The 19,233-nt window shown below is 61.4% G+C and carries 20 protein-coding genes; 16 read left to right on the forward strand and 4 right to left on the reverse strand.

The window, feature by feature from the left end; all coding sequences use genetic code 11:
- Positions 1-302 precede the first annotated feature (302 nt).
- From FHX10_RS27390 to FHX10_RS27430, 9 genes are all read left to right on the forward strand, one after another.
- Entirely contained in the window at positions 303-872 is a 570-nt protein-coding gene (locus FHX10_RS27390) for an exopolysaccharide biosynthesis protein (RefSeq protein ID WP_244604804.1), read from the forward strand.
- A gap of 194 nt (positions 873-1,066) precedes the next feature.
- Positions 1,067-2,020, forward strand: coding sequence for a sugar-binding transcriptional regulator (locus FHX10_RS27395; RefSeq protein WP_047616217.1), 954 nt, complete (start codon positions 1,067-1,069; stop codon positions 2,018-2,020).
- Positions 2,021-2,165: 145 nt separating this feature from the next.
- Entirely contained in the window at positions 2,166-3,476 is a 1,311-nt protein-coding gene (locus FHX10_RS27400) for an ABC transporter substrate-binding protein (protein WP_047616219.1), read from the forward strand.
- Between the two features lie 139 nt (positions 3,477-3,615).
- A complete protein-coding gene (locus FHX10_RS27405; RefSeq protein WP_047616221.1) occupies positions 3,616-4,488 on the forward strand; it encodes a carbohydrate ABC transporter permease in 873 nt (290 codons plus the stop codon).
- Between the two features lies 1 nt (position 4,489).
- Positions 4,490-5,320 (forward strand): carbohydrate ABC transporter permease, encoded by an 831-nt coding sequence (locus FHX10_RS27410; protein ID WP_018483649.1) that lies wholly within the window; start codon positions 4,490-4,492, stop codon positions 5,318-5,320.
- 17 nt (positions 5,321-5,337) lie between these two features.
- Positions 5,338-6,336, forward strand: a complete 999-nt coding sequence (locus FHX10_RS27415; protein ID WP_047616223.1) for an ABC transporter ATP-binding protein — start codon at positions 5,338-5,340, stop codon at positions 6,334-6,336.
- Between the two features lie 79 nt (positions 6,337-6,415).
- The gene (locus tag FHX10_RS27420) at positions 6,416-7,897 is read left to right on the forward strand and encodes a mannitol dehydrogenase family protein (RefSeq protein ID WP_047616225.1); all 1,482 of its coding nucleotides are present in this window, start codon (positions 6,416-6,418) and stop codon (positions 7,895-7,897) included.
- Positions 7,898-7,995: 98 nt separating this feature from the next.
- On the forward strand, positions 7,996-8,685 hold the full coding sequence (locus FHX10_RS27425; protein WP_063475272.1) for an HAD family hydrolase: 690 nt from the start codon (positions 7,996-7,998) through the stop codon (positions 8,683-8,685).
- Complete coding sequence (locus FHX10_RS27430) at positions 8,685-10,268, forward strand: FGGY-family carbohydrate kinase (RefSeq protein WP_063475273.1); 1,584 nt, start codon at positions 8,685-8,687, stop codon at positions 10,266-10,268. The genes FHX10_RS27425 and FHX10_RS27430 overlap by 1 nt, the downstream gene beginning before the upstream one ends.
- Positions 10,269-10,302: 34 nt before the next feature.
- On the opposite strand, the gene FHX10_RS27435 is transcribed toward FHX10_RS27430, so the two are convergent.
- On the reverse strand, positions 10,303-11,157 hold the full coding sequence (locus tag FHX10_RS27435) for a MurR/RpiR family transcriptional regulator (protein WP_047616230.1): 855 nt from the start codon (positions 11,155-11,157) through the stop codon (positions 10,303-10,305).
- A gap of 233 nt (positions 11,158-11,390) precedes the next feature.
- Here FHX10_RS27435 and FHX10_RS27440 point away from each other — a divergent pair, with 233 nt between their 5' ends.
- Positions 11,391-12,107, forward strand: a complete 717-nt coding sequence (locus tag FHX10_RS27440; protein ID WP_063475274.1) for a sulfate transporter family protein — start codon at positions 11,391-11,393, stop codon at positions 12,105-12,107.
- A 3-nt stretch (positions 12,108-12,110) separates the two neighbouring features.
- Here the strand turns inward: FHX10_RS27440 and FHX10_RS27445 are convergent, their stop codons facing one another.
- On the reverse strand, positions 12,111-12,536 hold the full coding sequence (locus tag FHX10_RS27445; protein ID WP_063475275.1) for a VOC family protein: 426 nt from the start codon (positions 12,534-12,536) through the stop codon (positions 12,111-12,113).
- 82 nt (positions 12,537-12,618) lie between these two features.
- Between FHX10_RS27445 and FHX10_RS27450 the strand changes: the two genes are divergently transcribed.
- Entirely contained in the window at positions 12,619-13,197 is a 579-nt protein-coding gene (locus tag FHX10_RS27450) for a TetR family transcriptional regulator (protein WP_047616671.1), read from the forward strand.
- On the opposite strand, the gene nth is transcribed toward FHX10_RS27450, so the two are convergent.
- Positions 13,162-13,968 (reverse strand): endonuclease III, encoded by an 807-nt coding sequence (gene nth, locus FHX10_RS27455; protein WP_174824461.1) that lies wholly within the window; start codon positions 13,966-13,968, stop codon positions 13,162-13,164. The two genes, FHX10_RS27450 and nth, sit on opposite strands and share 36 nt — an antisense overlap.
- On the opposite strand from nth, the gene FHX10_RS27460 reads away from it, so the two are divergent.
- Positions 13,967-14,464 (forward strand): DUF2244 domain-containing protein, encoded by a 498-nt coding sequence (locus tag FHX10_RS27460; protein WP_047616676.1) that lies wholly within the window; start codon positions 13,967-13,969, stop codon positions 14,462-14,464. The two genes, nth and FHX10_RS27460, sit on opposite strands and share 2 nt — an antisense overlap.
- 79 nt (positions 14,465-14,543) lie before the next feature.
- Entirely contained in the window at positions 14,544-15,416 is an 873-nt protein-coding gene (locus FHX10_RS27465; protein WP_063475276.1) for a methylated-DNA--[protein]-cysteine S-methyltransferase, read from the forward strand.
- Positions 15,417-15,477: 61 nt separating this feature from the next.
- Here the strand turns inward: FHX10_RS27465 and FHX10_RS27470 are convergent, their stop codons facing one another.
- Entirely contained in the window at positions 15,478-16,503 is a 1,026-nt protein-coding gene (locus FHX10_RS27470; protein ID WP_063475277.1) for a sugar-binding transcriptional regulator, read from the reverse strand.
- Between the two features lie 422 nt (positions 16,504-16,925).
- Between FHX10_RS27470 and tal the strand changes: the two genes are divergently transcribed.
- The 3 genes from tal to FHX10_RS27485 all read left to right on the forward strand — a co-directional run bounded on the left by tal (position 16,926) and on the right by FHX10_RS27485 (position 19,182).
- Positions 16,926-17,891, forward strand: coding sequence for a transaldolase (gene tal / locus FHX10_RS27475; RefSeq protein WP_047616243.1), 966 nt, complete (start codon positions 16,926-16,928; stop codon positions 17,889-17,891).
- A gap of 92 nt (positions 17,892-17,983) precedes the next feature.
- Positions 17,984-18,652: a DUF1345 domain-containing protein gene (locus FHX10_RS27480; RefSeq protein WP_047616601.1), complete on the forward strand. Its 669-nt coding sequence runs from the start codon at positions 17,984-17,986 to the stop codon at positions 18,650-18,652.
- 83 nt (positions 18,653-18,735) lie between these two features.
- On the forward strand, positions 18,736-19,182 hold the full coding sequence (locus tag FHX10_RS27485) for a DoxX family protein (RefSeq protein ID WP_047616603.1): 447 nt from the start codon (positions 18,736-18,738) through the stop codon (positions 19,180-19,182).
- Positions 19,183-19,233 lie beyond the last annotated feature (51 nt).

Genomic DNA, 19,233 nt, shown 5'->3' on the forward strand with positions numbered 1-19,233 from the left:
TGGCGGGGAATTTCAAGCGCTCATTCGGCGGCGGTGTTGGCTGCTTCAGGGGCGTGCCGTGTGGCACCCCGCTGTTCTGTCGGATATCTCGCCCACGGGTGGGGCGATTGGATAGCCGGGATCGGCTCCGATCGCAGCTACAATTTCTAACCCGCAAGTCATTCAATTGGCATATTGCATCGCCAGAATCCGGCCCTACACTTTCATCAACCGCCGGATCCACGATCATCGATACGAGAGAAAACAGTACCATCCGAAGACCACGTCCCAAAGGCCGCCGCCTCTCATCCATTTTACGGCAGATGGCCGCCGACCAGAGCCGTGAGCGGATCTCGATCGGTGATCTATTCGACACGATGGGCGACAGGGCGATCAGCGCGTTGATGCTGATCTTCGCGCTGCCGAACGCCTTTCCCACGCCGCCCGGCACTTCGGCCGTGCTCGGCGCGCCATTGGTCTTCCTGGCCGCGCAATTGACCTTCGGGCTGAAACCCTGGCTGCCGAGGGTGATTGCCGACCGTTCGATGCGGCGGGAGGATTTCGAGAATATCGTCGGCCGCATTCACCGCTGGCTCGCCTGGGCCGAGCGCATGCTGAAGCCGAGGCTTGCGATCTTTGCCGAGCCGCCGGCGGAATATCTCGCCGGGGCCGCATGTCTGCTGCTGTCGATCGTGCTGCTGCTGCCGGTCCCGCTCGGCAACATCCTGCCGGCGATCACGATCTCGGTCTTCGCTTTCGGCATATTGGGCCGTGACGGTCTCTTCGCGCTCATCGGCTTCGTGATGACGGCCGTGTCGCTCGTCATCGCCGGCGGGGTGATCTACGGGCTGGTGAAGGCGGCGATCTATCTCGTCGTGCAATGGTTCGCCTGAGTGGGGTTTGGCTAAGTGCGGGTTGCCTAAGCGGGGTTGCATGAGCGGAGTTTGCATCGGTGATAGCGGTTATTTGGCGGGGCTCTTTGCAACAGGCTCGACATTTGCCGGAATTTTGTTTTGATCTGGCGCGATACAAATTCAAATCATGTTCGGCGGCGGCACGCCGGCTCACTTTGCGCGGTAGGCATTAAATGGCAAAAAGATCAGAGACCCCTGCACGGCTCGACGATGCGGCTCGGGCTGGCTGGCTCTATTACGTCGCCGGGCGCACGCAGGATGAAATCGCCGCTGCGATGGGCATCTCGCGCCAATCGGCGCAGCGGCTGGTGTCGCTGGCGGTCGCCGAGCGCCTGATCAAGGTGCGGCTCGATCATCCGATCGCCGCCTGCCTGGAACTCGGCAGTCAGTTGCGCCGGAAATTCGGGCTGAAACATGTTGAGGTGGTGCCGAGTGATCCCGCGTCGTCATCGACGACGGTCGGTATCGCCGAGGCGGCGGCCGCCGAGATCGAGCGGTGGCTGAAACGGCCGGAGCCAATCGTCCTCGCCATCGGCACCGGCCGCACGCTGAAAGCGGCCGTCGACCAACTGCCGGCGATCGAATGTCCGAATCACCGCATCGTTTCGCTGACCGGCAATATCGCCCCGGACGGGTCGGCGGCCTATTACAACGTCATCTTCAGCATGGCCGATGCGGTGAAGGCGCGGCACTATCCGATGCCGTTGCCGGTGCTCGTCACCTCGGCGGAGGAACGGGAGCTGCTGCACGGCCAGCAACTGGTGCGTTCGACGCTCGACATGAGTGCGCAAGCCGATGTTACCTTCGTCGGCATCGGCGAACTCGGCATCGACGGGCCGCTCTGCGTCGACGGTTTTCTCGAGAAGGACGAGATGATGGAGCTGATGCGCGGCGGCGCGGTCGGCGAGATCTGCGGCTGGATCTTCGATGTCGACGGCAGGTTGCTCGACAACCCGATCAACGAGCGCGTCGCGTCGGCGCCGATCCCGTCCCGCGACGCGTCGATCGTCATTGGACTGGCCAAGGGCAAGCGCAAATTCAAGGCGATCAGGGCTGCCATTGTCGGCCATCAAATCAATGCTCTGATCACCGATGAAGAAACTGCTGAGTTTTTGCTCAGGAATTGAGCAAAAAATATTCTAGTTAAATCAATGAGATGACTATCGCCTTCGGCATCGCAGCAACGATTGCCGATTGACATTCTTTGTTGATTGTTGAGTAATTGCCCATGAGCAAAGCGAATGCTCACACTCCATCTTCTGGGAGGAAGATATGACATTGAGAACTTTTCTGCTGGGCGCCTGCTCAGCACTGGCGTTTGCCGGCATGGCTTCGGCCGAGACGCTGACAATCGCGACCGTGAACAACGGCGACATGATCCGGATGCAGAAGCTGACGGATGATTTCAAGGCAAAGAATCCCGGCATCGACCTTGAATGGGTAACCCTCGAAGAAAACGTGCTGCGCCAGAAGGTCACGACCGACATCGCGACCAAGGGCGGCCAGTACGACGTCTTGACGATCGGCACCTACGAAGTTCCGATCTGGGCAAAGCAGGGCTGGCTGGTGCCGCTCGACAATCTCGGCGCCAACTACGACGTCGACGACCTGCTGCCGGCCATCCGCAGCGGCCTGACCCTGGACGGCAAGCTCTATGCGGCGCCGTTCTACGGCGAAAGCTCGATGGTCATGTACCGCAAGGACCTGTTCGACGCCGCCGGCCTGAAGATGCCCGACGCCCCGACCTGGGACTTCATTGCCGACGCCGCCCGCAAGATCACCAACAAGGACAAGGAAGTCTACGGCATCTGCCTTCGCGGCAAGGCCGGCTGGGGCGAGAACATGGCCTTCCTGACGGCCATGTCCAACTCCTTCGGCGCTCGTTGGTTCGATGAAAGCTGGAAGCCGCAGTTCGATCAGCCCGAGTGGAAGGACACGCTCGACTTCTATGTCAAGCTGATGAAGGATGCCGGCCCTCCGGGCGCCTCCTCCAACGGCTTCAACGAGAACCTGGCGCTGTTCCAGACCGGCAAGTGCGGCATGTGGATCGATGCGACCGTTGCTGCATCCTTCGTCAGCAACCCGAAGGAATCGACCGTCGCCGACAAGGTCGGCTTCGCGCTCGCTCCGGATAAGGGCCTCGGCAAGCGCGGCAACTGGCTGTGGGCCTGGAGCCTCGCCATCCCGGCAGGTTCGCAGAAGGCCGAAGCGGCCGAGAAGTTCGTCGCCTGGGCCACGAGCAAGGATTACACCAACCTCGTTGCCGAAAAGGAAGGCTGGCTGAATGCACCTCCTGGCACCCGCAGCTCGCTCTATGCGAATGCGGAGTATCAGAAGGCGGCCCCCTTCGCCAAGACGACGCTCGACTCGATCAACTCGGCCGACCCAAGCAAGCCGACTGTCAAGCCGGTCCCCTATGTCGGCGTCCAGTTCGTGGCGATCCCGGAATTCCAGGGCATCGGCACGGCGATCGGTCAGCAGTTCTCGGCAGCCCTTGCCGGCCAGATTTCGGTCGACCAGGCCCTGCAGAGCGCACAGCAGCTCGCCACCCGCGAAATGACCAAGGCCGGCTACATTAAATAAAAGCCTCCCGAGCAAGAGGCGGATCCTTGACAATCCGCCTCTCTGGGCCGCCGATTGCCCGAACTGCATCGGCGGCCTCTTTTTTCAGACAAAGCTGCCTTGCGGCCGCTCCCCGCTTCAGTCCAGATCGGTGATTGCCATGGCGACCTTACATACCCGCTCCGCTGCGCGCCTGATGATTGCGCCCTCCGTGCTGCTGCTCTTTGCGTGGATGATCGTCCCGCTGGCGATGACGATCTATTTCTCGCTGCTGAACTACAATCTGCTCAGCCCCGGCATGGAAAGCTTCGTCGGTTTTCTGAACTACGAATATTTCCTGTCCGACCCGGCCTTTATCGCGGCGCTGATCAACACGCTGCTGCTCGTCGCCGGCGTGCTGTTGATCACCGTCATTGGCGGCATCGCCTTTGCACTGCTGCTCGACCAGCCGATGTACGGCCAGGGCATCGTGCGGATCCTGGTGATCGCGCCGTTCTTCGTCATGCCGACGGTGGCAGCCCTGGTCTGGAAGAACATGTTCATGAACCCGGTCAACGGGTTGTTTGCCCATCTTGCCAAGGCGCTCGGCCTGCAGCCGATCGACTGGCTGGCCAATGTGCCGCTGTTTTCCGTCATTCTCATCGTCGCCTGGCAATGGCTGCCCTTTGCCACCCTCATCATGCTGACGGCGCTGCAGTCGCTCGACGAGGAGCAGAAGGAGGCGGCCGAGATGGACGGCGCCGGGCCGATCTCGAAATTCATCTACATCATCCTGCCGCACATGGCGCGCGCCATCACCGTGGTGATCCTGATCCAGACGATCTTCCTGCTTTCGGTCTTCGCCGAAATCCTCGTCACCACCAATGGCGGGCCGGGCACCGACAGCACCAACCTCACCTATCTCGTCTATGCCCAGGCGCTGCTGCAGTTCGATATCGGTGGCGCATCGGCCGGCGGCATCGTGGCGGTTATCCTCGCCAATATCGTTGCGATCTTCCTCGTGCGCCTCGTCGGCAAGAATCTGGAGGCTTGAGATGGCCAGAAAAGTCACAACGAAGCGCAAGCTCATCGTCACCGCAATCGCCTGGACGCTCGGCATCCTGATCTTCTTCCCGATTCTGTGGACCTTTCTCACCAGCTTCAAGTCGGAAGCCGACGCCATCGCCTCGCCGCCGCAGTTCCTGTTTTTCCATTGGACGACGGAAAACTATGCCGAGGTGCAGAGCCGGTCGAACTATCTCAGCCACTTCATGAACTCGGTGATCATCTCCTTCGGCTCGACGCTGATCGGCCTGATCATCGCCATTCCGGCCGCCTGGGCCATGGCGTTTTCGCCGACCAAGCGGACCAAGGACGTGCTGATGTGGATGCTGTCGACCAAGATGATGCCGCCGGTCGGCGCACTGATCCCGATCTATCTGATGTTCCGCAATTCAGGTCTGCTTGACACGCGCACCGGCCTGGTGATCGTGCTGACGCTGATCAACCTGCCGATCATTGTCTGGATGCTCTACACCTATTTCAAGGAAATCCCCGGCGAGATCCTCGAAGCGGCGCGCATGGACGGGGCATCGCTGATGAAGGAGATCGTCTACGTGCTGACGCCGATGGCGGTGCCCGGCATTGCCTCGACGCTGCTTTTGAACATCATCCTGGCCTGGAACGAGGCGTTCTGGACGCTCAACCTCACCGCTTCGAAGGCGGCGCCGCTGACGGCCTTCATCGCCTCCTATTCCAGCCCCGAGGGCTTGTTCTATGCCAAGCTGTCGGCGGCATCGACGATGGCGATCGCGCCGATCCTGATCCTTGGCTGGTTCAGCCAGAAACAACTCGTCCGCGGCCTGACCTTCGGCGCTGTGAAATAAGATAAAGGGAGAGAAACATGGGCAGCATTACCCTTCAGAAGGTTTCGAAGGTCTTCGGCGAAGCCAAGGTCATCCCGTCGATCGATCTCGACATCAAGGACGGCGAGTTCGTCGTCTTCGTCGGCCCGTCGGGCTGCGGCAAGTCCACCTTGCTTAGGCTGATTGCCGGGCTCGAGGACGTCTCCGGCGGCAAGATCGTCATCGACGGCAGGGACGCCACCGAAAAGGCGCCCTCGGAGCGCGGCCTGGCCATGGTGTTCCAATCCTATGCGCTCTATCCGCATATGAGCGTGCGCAACAACATCGCCTTCCCACTGAAGATGGCGGGTGTCGACAAGGCGGAGATCGACCGCAAGGTGACGGATGCCGCCCGGGTGCTGAACCTGACCGACTATCTCGAACGCAAACCGCGCCAGCTGTCCGGCGGCCAGCGCCAGCGCGTGGCGATCGGCCGCGCCATCGTGCGCCAGCCTTCGGCCTTCCTGTTCGACGAACCGCTGTCGAACCTCGATGCGGCACTGCGCGTCAACATGCGCCTCGAAATCAGCGAGTTGCACCAGCAGCTGAAGACGACGATGGTCTACGTCACCCACGACCAGGTCGAGGCGATGACCATGGCCGACAAGATCGTCGTGTTGAACAGGGGCAATATCGAGCAGGTCGGCTCGCCGCTCGAGCTCTATAGCCGCCCGCGCAACCTGTTCGTCGCCGGCTTCATTGGCTCGCCGAAGATGAATTTCATCAAGGGCCAGAATGCGGCCCAGCTCGGAGCCCATACGATCGGTATCCGTCCCGAGCATGTGCTGCTGTCGATGGAGAGCGGCGACTGGAAGGGCAGGGTCGTGGTCGCCGAACATCTCGGCTCCGACACTTTCCTGCATATCGATGCCGAGGGCATCGGCATGGTGACGGCGCGCGGCAGCGGCGATTTCGCGGCCAAGGCGGGCGATACGGTCTATCTGACGCCGGACCGTTCACGCATCCATAAATTCAACGAGGGCGGCCTTGCCATCTGAGCAGGCGGCCGGGGGGCAGGCATGCGAGCCGGACGATGACGCCCGGCCGTCTCGGCAAGACCTTCAAGAGGACTGAAACATGACGTGCAAATTATCGCTGGCAACGCTTTCGGATGTGGCCCGCACGGCGGCTATCCCTGGATATGACAGGGCATCGCTGAAAGCCGGCATCGTGCACTTCGGCGTCGGTAATTTCCACCGCGCCCACCAGGCGATCTATCTCGACGATCTCTTCAATGCAGGCACGGATCACGATTGGGCGATCGTCGGCGCCGGCGTGCTGCCGTCGGATGCCGCCATGCGCGAAAAACTTGCGGCGCAGGATTTCCTGACGACGGTGGTCGAGCAGGACAACAACAAGACGGCGGCGCGCGTTACTGCGCCGATGATCGACATCCTGCCGGTCGGCGATGCGAGCGCCATCATCGCCAGGCTCGCCGATCCCGAGATCCGGATCGTCTCGCTGACGATCACCGAGGGCGGCTATTTCATCGACGCATCGGGCAGGTTCAATCCGGCTCATCCGGCGATCGCTGCCGACGGACAGAATCCCGATGCGCCGAAGACGGTGTTCGGCCTGATCGTCGCCGGCCTGAAGGCGCGCAAGGCCAGGGGCATCGGACCGTTCACCGTCATGTCCTGCGACAACATTCCCCACAACGGCGTTGTCACCGCCAATGCCGTCGTCGGCACGGCCGCACTTTCAGACCCTGCCCTTGCCGACTGGATCAGGGCGAATGTCGCCTTCCCGAACGCCATGGTCGATCGCATCACGCCGGCGACCAGCCAGCGTGAGGTCGATTTCCTCCGCGACAATTTTGGGATCGAGGACAATTGGCCGGTTTATTGCGAGGAATTCAAGCAATGGGTGCTGGAGGATAAGTTCACTGCCGGCCGGCCGGCGCTGGAAAAGGTCGGGGTGACCTTCGTTCTCGATGTCACGCCCTACGAGCATATGAAGATCCGCATCCTCAACGGCGGGCATGCCGCGATCGCTTATCCGGCGGCGCTGATGGATATTCATTTCGTTCACGATTCCATGGAAGAGCCGCTGATCCGCGCCTTCCTCGCCAAGCTCGAAAAAGATGAGATCATCCCGATCGTCCCGCCGGTGCCGAACACGTCGCTGACGGATTATTTCGCCCTGATCGAGCACCGCCTGCTCAATCCGAAGATTGCCGACACCATTCCGCGACTGGCGCAGGACGGCTCGAACCGCCAGCCGAAATTCATCCTGCCGTCGACGCTCGACAATCTGCATCAGGGCAGGGACGTCGTCGGCCTGGCGCTGGTTTCAGCACTCTGGTGCCGTTATTTCGCCGGCAAGACCGACAGTGGCAAGGATATCGTCTTCAACGACGCCAGTGCCGATCGCCTGCATGCGGCGGCGCTGAAAGCCAAGGACGATCCGTCAGCCTTCCTCGCCTTCGACGATATTTTTGGCGAAGTGGCAAAATCCGAACTTTTCCGCAAGCGTTTCGCCCATGCACTCAAAACCCTGTGGGAAAAGGGCACGCGGGAGACGCTGCAACTCTATCTCGACGGCAAGCTCGCAGTGTAAGGGAATGGGATGGCGGCACGCTGTTGTCACCATCCATCCGGCCTTGCGAGCAAAGCGGGACGGTCATGCGTCCGAATTGAACTCAGGTTGGGTCTTCCATGGCTGATGCTGAAACACGGCTGGTCATCTTCGATTGCGATGGCGTGCTTGTCGACAGCGAGCCGATTTCGATCAACGTGCTCGTCGGCGCCATGAACGATCTCGGCGTCTCGATCACCGAGGACCAGGCCTATGAGCGGTTTCTCGGCCGTAGCCTGTCGACCCTCATCGATACGCTCGAAACCGAATTCAACGTCCATGCCGGCGAGGAATTCCTCGAGCGCATCCGCACCGATCTCTATGCCCGTTTCCGCACCGAGTTGAAGCCGATAGAGGGTGTCGCCGCGACGATCGACGGACTTGGCGTGCCCTGTTGCGTTGCCTCGTCCAGCCAGATGGAGCGAATCCGCCTGTCGCTGTCGGTGACCGGACTTCTGGGCAAGCTGCCCGACATCTTCAGCGCGACGATGGTCAAGCGCGGCAAACCGGCGCCCGATCTTTTCCTGCATGCGGCGCGTGAAATGCGGGTCGAGCCGGCACATTGCCTTGTCGTCGAGGACAGCCCGGCCGGTATTGCTGCCGCCAAGGCGGCGGGCATGACGGTCTTCGCCTTCACCGGTGGGTCCCACGCCAATTTCGCCGGATACCGCGCCGAACTCGATCGTCTTTCGCCTGAGGTGGTGTTTGACGCCATGCCGGATTTGATACACCTTGTCCGCAACCATAAGCTGGACGGGACCAAGATTTGATGCGTGATCATGTGGTTGCGGTGGATATCGGCACGGGCAGCGCGCGCGCCGGCGTCTTCGACGCACGCGGCCGCTTGCTCGCCAAATCCGAACATCCGATCGTGATGAACCGGCCGCGTGAAAACCATGCCGAGCACGATTCCGAAGATATCTGGTCGGCCGCCTGCACGGCAGTGCGCAGGGCGATGGAGCAATCCGGCATCGCCGCCGCCTCGGTTGGAGCGATCGGCTTCGACGCCACCTGTTCGCTGGTGGTCCGCGACGTCGAGGGCCGTCAGCTCAGCGTTTCCACCGGCGGCGAGCGGCGTTTCGATACGATCGTCTGGCTCGATCACCGGGCGCTGAAGGAAGCCGATTTCTGCACGGCGACGGAGCACAGGGTGCTCGAACATTCCGGGCATGTGATGTCGCCCGAGATGGAAATGCCGAAGCTGATGTGGTTGAAGAAGAAGCTGCCGGCCACATGGGAAAAGGCCGGCTACTTCTTCGATCTCGCCGATTTCATGACGTGGAAATCGACCGGTTCGCCTGCCCGTTCACGCTGCACGCTGACGGCGAAATGGAACTATCTCGCCCATCTCGAAAAGGGCTGGCAGCAGGATTTCCTGGAGCGGATCGGCCTCGAGGACCTTCATGAGCGCGGCCATCTGCCGGACGAGACCACGCCTGTCGGAGACAGTGTCGGGCAGTTGACACCGGAAGCGGCGGAAGCGCTGGGGCTGACGACGGATTGCCATGTCGCTGCCGGGATGATCGACGCTTATGCGGGTGCACTGGGCGCGCTCGGCGGCTATGCCGCCGATCCTGTAAAACGCGAGCACCAACTGGCGCTGATTGCCGGAACGTCGAGCTGCATCGTTACCTTCTCCCGGGAACGCAAGCCGAGCCATGGCATGTGGGGACCCTATTACGAGGCGGTCTTCCCGCAATCCTGGCTGGTGGAGGCCGGGCAATCGGCGACCGGCGCGCTGCTCGACCACATCGTGCGTATGCATGCGGCCGGCGGCGAGCCGACGGCGGCGCTGCATCAGAGGATCGTCGCGCGCATCGCCGAATTGAGGGCCGAGGAGGGCGATGCCTTCGGTGCGCGGATTTTCGTGCTGCCGGATTTCCATGGCAACCGCTCGCCGCTCGCCGATCCGCATGCCGTCGGCGTCGTCAGCGGGCTGACGCTCGATACGTCCTTCGACGGGCTCTGCGCGCTCTATTGGCGCTCTGCGGTGGGGATTGCCCTCGGGATCCGCCATATCCTGGAAATGATGAAGGAATACGGCTACATGCCCGATACTCTGCATATTGCCGGCGGGCATGTGAAGAACCCGGTGCTGATGGAGCTTTATAGCGATGCGACCGGCTGCAAGGTCGTGGTGCCGAAAATGAACGAGGCGGTGCTGCTCGGCACGGCGGTCGCCGCATCCGTCGCCTGCGGTTTGTACAAGGATCTGGCGGCGGCCGGCGAGGCGATGTATCCAGGCGGCGACGAACGGCTTCCCGACAAGGCGAAACAGGCGCTCTACGACCGCGACTACCGCCGTCTTCTCGCCATGCACCGCCACCGCGCCGAACTGGAAACGATGCTATAGGGCGCCGCTCGTCTTTTGAGACGCGCTAAGGACGTCAGTGGTTTGCGGCCTCGCCGAGCACGGTCGCGAATTCCATCATGCGGCGACGGCGAAGGGCCGCTTCTTCTCCGACTTCGAGGATAACGGATTCCGACAGGCAATCGAGCAGGGCGATCAGCGGCGGAAGGTTGTCGAGATCGGGCGCGCGCGCTGGCGGCAAGGGCAGCATGACGTTCGACTGGTCCGCCATCCAGTCCGCCTGTTGCGGCGAAATGAGCACGACCTTATAGCCGTAGCGCCGCGCCGTCCTGGCCAGCAGTCGCGCCTTGGCGAAGCGGCGACAGTCGATAATGACAAGCAGCGCGTCATCGACCGCCAGCCGGGCGAAGAGCTCGGCAAAACGGTTGTCGGCGGCGTCGAGCGTGCGCACGCCGTCGCGGGCCTGTGTCAGCCGCTGGCAGAAATGATTGGCGAGGCTCGCGAGCCGCGCATGCGTGGCGATTGATACTTCTCGGGCCGTGCTGATCAAGCCGACGGCTTCTGACCAATGCGGCTGCGCCGTCAGATGATAGATATGATGGAGCGCCTGGATCTGTTCGGCAACCAGCACGGCGAGCGGTTTGCCCTCCGCGGCGTCCTGATGCAGCTCGCTCATGGCGCTCTGCAATTGCGCCGGCGATGTGGTCACGGTCTCGCGAATCTCGACCTTGACGCTGTCCAACCCTTGATAGCCGAGCGCGCGCAGGAACCGGCCGACGGTCATCGGCGAGAGATCCAGCCTGTCAGCGACGGATGCAGCTGTCTCGAACGGCAGGTCATTCAGGTGTTCGGTGAAATATTTCGCGATACGGCGTTCGGCTGGTGTGCCGTTTTTTGCGTATTGCCTGAGTTTTTGCACAAAGTCTTCCACATCGGCCTCCCCGTCTTCCCTCAGAGGCGTTCCGTGGATGCGCTGTTGCGACCCCTTGTCTTTGCAACTATTTCGGAAGCTGCTTCTCAGGCCCGTGCGTATTTCATATACGTCACAATATTATATTAGTATTTAGTTTTCGACAAGTTTTCTATTACTGCATGTAATTTTATTCTCTTGTCGGCGACCCCCACCTTTCCTACATCTTGCGCGCAACCGGAGACGCCTGAGACATGATTCTTGACGCCGCTCGACTATCGCTCACCAATCTCTTCGCGGCGGAAACGCGCTCGGTCTTCTGGAAGGTGCTCGGCCTGACGATTCTCGTGCTCGTCGGCCTCTGGTTTGCGCTGCGCGGGGCCTTCGTGGCCTTTCTCTTTCCATGGCTCACGAGCTTCTTTCCCGATGTGCCGGATTGGGCGGGGTGGTTCGCTTTCGTCTTCGCGATCCTTGCCGGTATCGGCCTCGCCCTGATGCTGGCGCTGTTGCTTTCGCCGGTCACGGCGCTGATCGCCGGCCTGTTTCTCGACGATGTCGCCGACGTCATCGAAAAACGCGACTATCCCGGGGATGCGCCGGGCACCGCCATGCCGCTCGGTCCGGCGATGGCAAGCTCGATCAAGTTCCTCGGCGTGGTGATCCTCGGCAATACCGTCGCCTTGCTGCTGCTGTTCATCCCCGGGGTCAATCTGGTCGCGTTCTTTCTGGTGAACGGCTATCTGCTCGGACGGGAATTCTTCGAATTCGCCGCCATGCGATTCCGTTCGCCTGAGGAGGCACGGCTCTTCCGCGCCAAGCATGCTTCCACCGTCTTTCTCGGCGGGCTGGTGATCGCCCTTTTCCTGGCGATCCCCTTCGTCAATCTTCTGACGCCGCTCTTTGCCGCCGGCATGATGGTGCATCTGCACAAGCTGGTTTCCGCCAGGGATGTCGCGTTGCACCACCCCTGAGGCTCAGCCGGGCAGGGCGGCGGTGTCGTACATCGCCGCGAATTCGGCGCTCGGCGGGATCGGCTTGATGATGTCGATCAGGACGCCGTTCGGATCTGCGGTGATGAAATGCCGCTGGCCGAAATCCTCGTCACGGATCTCTCTCAGTATAGGCAGGCCGGCGCTCCGGCAGGCGGCATAGATCGCATCGACGTCGGCGACCTCGAAATTAAGGAGCAGGCCGGACACCCTGCCGCGGGCCATGGCCGGGATGGTTTCGTGGCTGCCGTCAAGGATGGCAAGCGCGATATGCTCTTTCTCTATCGATTGCAAGTGAACGTACCAGTCGCTTTCGAACAGCGCCTTGAAGCCGAAATGCCTGCAATAGAAGCTGGCAGTGCCGGCGACATCGCCAGTCATGATGACAGGATAATAGCTCGTCGATTTCATCTTTTTCCTCCATCTTTCCATTTACATGCATTCTGTATGTTTTTCCATTAGCATACATTCTGTTTGTATGTAAAGAAAACGCATGAGCCGCAGCAATCGCGAGAGAACGGAACAGACGAGGCAGGCGCTGATCGATGCCGGTCGGCGTCTTTTCGTCGAGAAGGGTTATGCCGAGACCGCGACGCCGGAGATCGTGGCGGCGGCGGGTGTGACGCGAGGCGCGCTCTATCATCATTTTGAAGACAAGAAGGCGCTTTTTCGCGCGGTGATCGAATGCGAGGCGCGCGCAGTGGCCGGGACGATCGAGGCGCATTCGGCGTCGCACGACGCGCCGCGTGCCGCGCTGATCGCCGGTGCCTCGGCCTATTTCGACGCGATGATGGCAGAAGGGCGCACACGGCTGCTGCTGATCGAGGCGCCTGCCGTTCTCGGCCTGCCGGCGACCGCGACGATCGACGCAGAAAATGCGGAAGCGACGCTGCGGGCAGGGCTTGCAGCCATGCTTCCGCAAGCCGGTGCTATGCTCGCACCGCTGACCTTGCTGCTATCGGCAGCCTTTGACCGCGCGGCGATCGCGATCGAGGCGGGTGGGGAAAGGCGGGAATACGAGCAGGCGATCGCTGTTCTACTCGACGGCCTCGCCGATCACCTGCGGCGGTAGCGTGACCAGCGCCGCCGGTATATCCGAACTCTTCTCCGGCGACTTACAGAGATCGGCGATGATACAGCGTTCGCATTCGGGGCGGCGCGCCTTGCAGGTGTAGCGGCCGTGCAGGATCAGCCAGTGATGGGCGTGATAGAGGTAATGTTTCGGGATCACCTTCATCAGCCGTGCCTCGACCTCATCGGGCGTCTTGCCGGGGGCGAGCCTGATGCGGTTGGCGATGCGGAAGATGTGCGTATCGACGGCCATCGTCGCCTGGCCGAAGGCCATGGAAAGCACGACATTGGCGGTCTTGCGGCCGACGCCCGGCAATCTGACCAACTCCTCGCGCGTCTCAGGCACCTTGCCGCCGAATTGCTCGACCAGCATCTGTGAGAGCGCGATGACGTTTTTCGCCTTGTTGCGATAGAGGCCGATCGTCCTGATATAGTCGCGCAGCCGTTCCTCGCCGAGATCGAGCATCTTTTCCGGCGTATCGGCAATCCTGAAGAGCGCGCGTGTCGCCTTGTTGACGCCGACATCGGTCGCCTGCGCCGAAAGTGCCACGGCGACGACGAGTGTGAAGGCGTTGGTGTGTTCGAGCTCGCCTCTCGGTTCCGGCCGCTGAACGGAGAAGCGGCGGAAGATCTCCTCGCGCTCGGCCAGTGAATAGACCGTGCGCACCGCTGCCGCCGGTTTGCGGCGGGCGATCACATTCGCACCCTGAGGCATCTTGGTAACGGATTTGAGTTTCGGATTTGCCATGGAAACTCTATACTCAGCAGCCATGATGGAAAGCAACGCCGACAGCTCCAACGAGCAGCCTGTTTTCGCCGCCGAGCTCTTTCCCCACCGGTCACTTGGCCGTCGGGGCTTCAAGGTGCTGCTTGCTTTGTCCGGCGCCGTCTGCTTCCTCTACGGCATGTTCTTCGTCGTGACAGGCGCCTGGCCGATCGGCTTCTTCTTCGGACTGGATTTCGTGCTTTTGTACGGCGCCTTCTGGCTGAATTACCGCTCCGGGAAAGCGCGCGAACAGGTGACGGTGTCGCGCATGGACGTGTCGGTGCGCAAGTTTGCACCATCGGGACGGATGGTGGAGCATCATTTCAATCCGTTCTGGGCGCGTTTCCTCGTTCGCCGGCACCAGGAGATCGGCATCCTCTCCATGCATATCTTCGGCGAGGGGCGGCGCACGGATATCGGATCCTTCCTCAATCCCGACGATCGGGAAAGCTTCGCCAAGGCCTTCAAGGGCGCACTCGCGACGGTCAAGCAGCGGATCTGAGACTATCCGGCGGATGCGCAAGAATCGGGTGGTTTGCTCACCCCCTATTGACTATCTCCTTGTGACAAGGAGAAAGACGATGAATATGATTGCCAACCTTCAGACAGACATCACGCCTGACGGCCCTGATTATGACATTGTCCGTCGGGTAATCGAACTCATCACCGAGGATTACCGCGATCAGCCTTCGCTGGAGGCGATCGCGGCGCGGCTCAACCAGTCGCCGACCCAGCTGCAGAAGACCTTCACCCGCTGGGCCGGCCTGTCGCCCAAGGGCTTCCTGCAGGCGGTGACGCTCGACCATGCCAAGCGGCTGCTGCGTAGCGAAGACATGCCGTTGCTCGAGACGTCGATCGAGGTCGGCCTCTCCGGGCCGAGCCGCCTGCACGACCTTTTCGTCACCCATGAGGCGATGTCGCCCGGCGAATGGAAGGCCAAGGGTGGCGGCCTCACCATCCGCTACGGCTTCCACATCTGCCCCTTCGGTGTCGCGCTGATCATGGCGACCGACCGCGGCCTTGCCGGCCTCGCCTTCAGCGATTCCGGCGACGAGAAGGCCTGCCTCGAGGATATGACCTGCCGCTGGCCGAACGCCTCTTATGTCGAAGACCTGCAGGCGACGGTTCCCTATGCGGCCCGCATCTTCGAACCCGGCAAATGGTCCTCGGAGCAGCCGCTGCGCGTCGTGCTGATCGGCACGGACTTCCAGGTGCGCGTCTGGCAGAGCCTGCTGAAGATCCCGTTCGGCAAGGCCGTGACCTATTCCGATATCGCCAACGATATCGGCCGGCCGACGGCGCAGCGCGCCGTCGGTGCGGCGGTGGGGGCTAACCCGATCTCCTTCGTGGTGCCATGCCATCGGGCGCTCGGCAAGAACGGCGCATTGACGGGCTACCATTGGGGCCTCACCCGCAAACGGGCGATGCTCGGCTGGGAATCGGCGCACGCCTGATGGCTTCCCGGGCGGAGCGGCGGGCCGTTCAACCCCCGACCCGTTCATCTTGCTCCGCTCGCTATCGCTCCTGCGCTTCTCCCCACTGGGGAGAAGGCGCGGACGGCGATGTCTCCGCCAGTTCCAGCAATGCCCGCGCAGCCCTTTCGTCGGTGATCAGCGTATTGCAGCCAATGCGCTTGATCGTGGCGCGGATCGCCACGGCCCGATGAGCGCCGCCGGAAGAGAGCACGATATGTTTGGCCTCCTTCAGCGTGTCGAGATCGACGGACATGACGCGCCGATTGATCGAGTGGTCGACCGAATTGCCGTCCTTGTCGAGGAAGTTGAACATGGTGTCGCAGACGCAGCCAGCATCGATCAGTTCCTGCAACTCGGCCTTGGAGATCCAGCCCTCCGACAGTGAGGTCGAATGCGGGCCGATATCGCCGCAGCTGACGATCGCCAGATCGAGGTTCTCGGCGAGACGATAGATCGTGTCCAGCCCGCATTTTTCGATCAGATTGCGCTTGGTCTCGATGGAATCGACGAGAAGCGGCGCCAGGAACATGTAGCATTCGGCGCCGAGCTGATTTGCCAGCCGCCATGTGTAGTCGATCGGGTTGGTCTGGTGCACGGCGACGATGCCGCCAAGCAGCGACACGACCTTGCAATTGGTGCGGCGCGGCGGCCGGAAGCTTGACAGCGAGGCGGTCATGGTGCGGCCCCAGCCGACGCCGATCGTATAGTCGTCGGGAATGGCTTCGGAGAGGAACTGGCCAAGCGCCAGGCCGACATTTTTCGCCAGCGAATTCACATCACAGCTGATCGGTGCGGGTACGACGATCGCCTCGTCGAGGCCGTAGGCGCGCTCCAGCTTCACCGAAAGTTCAACGCAATCGCCGATCGAATCGTTGATCCAGATCTGGACTTCGCTGCGTTTCATCGCCTCGTCGAGCAGGCGGATCACGGTGGTGCGGCTGATGCCGAGCTGTTCGGCCACGTCTTTCTGGGTGAGGCCCTCGTTATAATAGAGCCATGCCGCCCTCAGCCGCAGCGAGGATGCTTCGGAATAGGCCGTGTGCGTGCCGCGTTTGAGCTTGACCACATCTCCTCCGCAGGATGCCCGCCCTCAGTCCCCCATGGGATGAAGGGCCGTAACGACGCTTTTGTTGGGGGATAATGACGGGTGTGACACTTATGTCAATTGAAATGCACAAATGTCCTTGACTTTTCCTTGGGTGAGTGGCGATAGTCCGGGTGACACAAGTCGTTCTTGTCCGTCGAGGAGGACATAGTGCGGGCATGCCGAAAGTCACGACCGGCCTTCCAGCCGCAGGCGGCATCGCTTGCGTTCGAGCCGTCGTTCGTTGGCGGCTGGAACACGGCGACTGTCCTTCACGTTTATAAATCATCCGTGACGGATGCGCGCATTTTCGCCTGCAGCATGCAAACAACCTGCCGGTAGATCACCTTTGCCGGGCGGAACTCGCGCCGGTCGCAGCCCAAGTTCAACAAGGATTATTGACCATGACATCCAAGCTTGACCAACTTCGCGAGATTACCACCGTCGTCGCCGATACCGGCGACATCGAGGCCGTCGCCCGCCTGAAGCCGGTTGATTGCACGACGAACCCGAGCATCGTGCTGAAGGCACTCGGCACGCCCATGTTCGCCGACGCCATCAAGGAAGCCGTCGCCTGGGGCAAGAAGCAAGGCGGCAATCCCGAAGCCGTTTCATCCGCCGTCGCTGATCGCCTCGCCATCTCCGTCGGCGCTGCGCTTTCCAAGCTTGTTCCGGGACGCGTATCGACCGAAGTCGATGCCGACCTTTCTTTCGATACACAAGCTTCGATCGACAAGGCTCACAGCATCATCGCCGGGTACAAGGAACGCGGCATCGAGAAGGATCGCATCCTGATCAAGCTCGCCTCCACCTGGGAAGGCATACGCGCTGCCGAAGTGCTGCAGAAGGAAGGCATCGATTGCAATCTGACGCTTCTCTTCTCGAAGGCACAGGCCGTTGCCTGCGCCGACGCCAAGGTGTTCCTGATCTCGCCCTTCGTCGGCCGTATCCTCGACTGGTACAAGAAGTCGACGGGCAAGGATTACACGCCTGAGGAAGACCCGGGCGTCATTTCGGTTCGCGACATTTACAATTATTACAAGGCCAACGACATCAAGACGATCGTCATGGGTGCTTCGTTCCGCAGCGCTGGCGAAATCGAAGCGCTGGCCGGTTGCGACCGCCTGACGATCGCTCCGAACCTGCTCGACGAACTCTCCAAGGACGAAGGCAAGCTCGAGCGCAAGCTTTCGCCCGAGATCATCAAGCCGGCTGCGAAGATCACCGTCGACGAGAAGACCTTCCGCTGGCTGATGAACGAAGATGCGATGGCGACGGAAAAACTCGCCGAAGGCATTCGCGCCTTCGCCAAGGATCTGGGGACGTTGCGGACCATGGTGCAGAAGGAACTGCAGCTCGCCGCCGCCTGATCGGCACGGCATGCAATCGGAGGCGCGGCTGCCGGCTGGCAGGCGCGCCTTTTTCGTGCTGTTATCAAGGGCATATGCTGTCGGAGACCGATATGGCGGATGAGGAAAGGACGAATTCGCTTGCGGCATTTGTCTACAAGCATGCGAGCTTCATCATCGCCACTCTTGCTGGACTGGCGGTCTTCCTGGCTGTGACCTCGCGCGAGGTCAGCGCCGGCAATATCCTGTTCGGCTGGAATGTCAGCGCTGGCGTTTTTGTCGCGCTGAGCTGGCGCAAGATGCTGCGGGCGACGGTTGACAGCATCCGAAAACGCTCCGCGGATCTTGATTTCTCCGATACCGTGCTCTTGGCCCTTTCGATCGGTGCCGCACTTGCCAGCATCGCCGGCATCGGCATCGAGCTTCATTCGATCAAGGAGGCGGCACCTGACGTCGCGCTGGCACGGGCAAGTGCGGCGATTTTGACGATCCTGATCTCCTGGTTCTTCCTGCATACGCTCTTCACCATCCACTATGCCCATTATTTCTACGGCGGGGCGGACGAGGAGGGCGGGCTCAAATTTCCCGATGGGATCGAAGAGCCCGGCTACTGGGATTTCCTCTATTTCTCCTTCACCATCGGCGTTGCCGCACAGACCGCGGATGTCGCGGTCAGTTCGACCAGCATGCGCAAGCTGACGCTGTTGCATGCCGTGCTGTCGTTCCTCTTCAATACGACGATCCTGGCGCTGGCGATCAATGTCGGGGCAAGCCTGCTATAATGCATCTTGCCAGAGCGGCTGCGAGGATCTGAGGAGCCGAAGGCATGAGCGGGCCGCGCCGCCTGCTCTTCAAACCGGAGGCTATGATGGAAAGCGCCTCAAGCCGGTCCCGACCGGCCGATTTCGTTCTGCTCCTCGGCAGGTTTCTGCTGGCGCTGATCTTTCTGCATGAGGGCTGGTCCCTTGCGGCAGATCTCACTGCGACCATCGACACTTTCGCAAAACTGGGGCTGTCGACGCCGATGGCACTTGCTACCATCGCCCTTCAGATCGGCGCCGGCCTTTCCGTCGCGGCAGGTTTCCTCACCCGGCTTGGCGCACTGGCGCTGGCGCTCTTCTGCCTGGCGACCGCCTTGCTCTTCCATACGAATTTCGCAAGCCAGAACGAGTTGCTGCATTTCGAGAAGGACCTGGCGATTGCCGGCGGCATGTTCGTGCTTTCGGCTTCCGGCGCGGGATCGATATCGATCGACAGGCTGCTCAGAAAGAGGGCCTCGATGCATCCCTGGCTCAGGGCAGCGTTGTCGTAAATAGCGAGGTCCGCCGCGCTTGCCTGAACTTCGCGGGCGCTTCGCGGCGCA

This window comes from Rhizobium sp. BK591 (genome assembly GCF_014195045.1).
In the GTDB taxonomy this organism is placed as follows: domain Bacteria; phylum Pseudomonadota; class Alphaproteobacteria; order Rhizobiales; family Rhizobiaceae; genus Rhizobium; species Rhizobium anhuiense.

What these genes read in the sequence shown, in the direction of transcription:
- FHX10_RS27400 (WP_047616219.1), top strand. Translation starts at nt 2,166, where the DNA reads ATGACATTGAGAACTTTTCTGCTGGGCGCCTGCTCAGCACTGGCGTTT.
- FHX10_RS27445 (WP_063475275.1), bottom strand. Translation starts at nt 12,536, where the DNA reads ATGAAATCGACGAGCTATTATCCTGTCATCATGACTGGCGATGTCGCC.
- FHX10_RS27450 (WP_047616671.1), top strand. Translation starts at nt 12,619, where the DNA reads ATGAGCCGCAGCAATCGCGAGAGAACGGAACAGACGAGGCAGGCGCTG.
- FHX10_RS27410 (WP_018483649.1), top strand. Translation starts at nt 4,490, where the DNA reads ATGGCCAGAAAAGTCACAACGAAGCGCAAGCTCATCGTCACCGCAATC.
- FHX10_RS27405 (WP_047616221.1), top strand. Translation starts at nt 3,616, where the DNA reads ATGGCGACCTTACATACCCGCTCCGCTGCGCGCCTGATGATTGCGCCC.
- FHX10_RS27425 (WP_063475272.1), top strand. Translation starts at nt 7,996, where the DNA reads ATGGCTGATGCTGAAACACGGCTGGTCATCTTCGATTGCGATGGCGTG.
- FHX10_RS27430 (WP_063475273.1), top strand. Translation starts at nt 8,685, where the DNA reads ATGCGTGATCATGTGGTTGCGGTGGATATCGGCACGGGCAGCGCGCGC.
- FHX10_RS27390 (WP_244604804.1), top strand. Translation starts at nt 303, where the DNA reads ATGGCCGCCGACCAGAGCCGTGAGCGGATCTCGATCGGTGATCTATTC.
- FHX10_RS27415 (WP_047616223.1), top strand. Translation starts at nt 5,338, where the DNA reads ATGGGCAGCATTACCCTTCAGAAGGTTTCGAAGGTCTTCGGCGAAGCC.
- nth (WP_174824461.1), bottom strand. Translation starts at nt 13,968, where the DNA reads ATGGCTGCTGAGTATAGAGTTTCCATGGCAAATCCGAAACTCAAATCC.
- tal (WP_047616243.1), top strand. Translation starts at nt 16,926, where the DNA reads ATGACATCCAAGCTTGACCAACTTCGCGAGATTACCACCGTCGTCGCC.
- FHX10_RS27485 (WP_047616603.1), top strand. Translation starts at nt 18,736, where the DNA reads ATGATGGAAAGCGCCTCAAGCCGGTCCCGACCGGCCGATTTCGTTCTG.
- FHX10_RS27420 (WP_047616225.1), top strand. Translation starts at nt 6,416, where the DNA reads ATGACGTGCAAATTATCGCTGGCAACGCTTTCGGATGTGGCCCGCACG.
- FHX10_RS27465 (WP_063475276.1), top strand. Translation starts at nt 14,544, where the DNA reads ATGAATATGATTGCCAACCTTCAGACAGACATCACGCCTGACGGCCCT.
- FHX10_RS27460 (WP_047616676.1), top strand. Translation starts at nt 13,967, where the DNA reads ATGATGGAAAGCAACGCCGACAGCTCCAACGAGCAGCCTGTTTTCGCC.
- FHX10_RS27395 (WP_047616217.1), top strand. Translation starts at nt 1,067, where the DNA reads ATGGCAAAAAGATCAGAGACCCCTGCACGGCTCGACGATGCGGCTCGG.
- FHX10_RS27480 (WP_047616601.1), top strand. Translation starts at nt 17,984, where the DNA reads ATGGCGGATGAGGAAAGGACGAATTCGCTTGCGGCATTTGTCTACAAG.
- FHX10_RS27440 (WP_063475274.1), top strand. Translation starts at nt 11,391, where the DNA reads ATGATTCTTGACGCCGCTCGACTATCGCTCACCAATCTCTTCGCGGCG.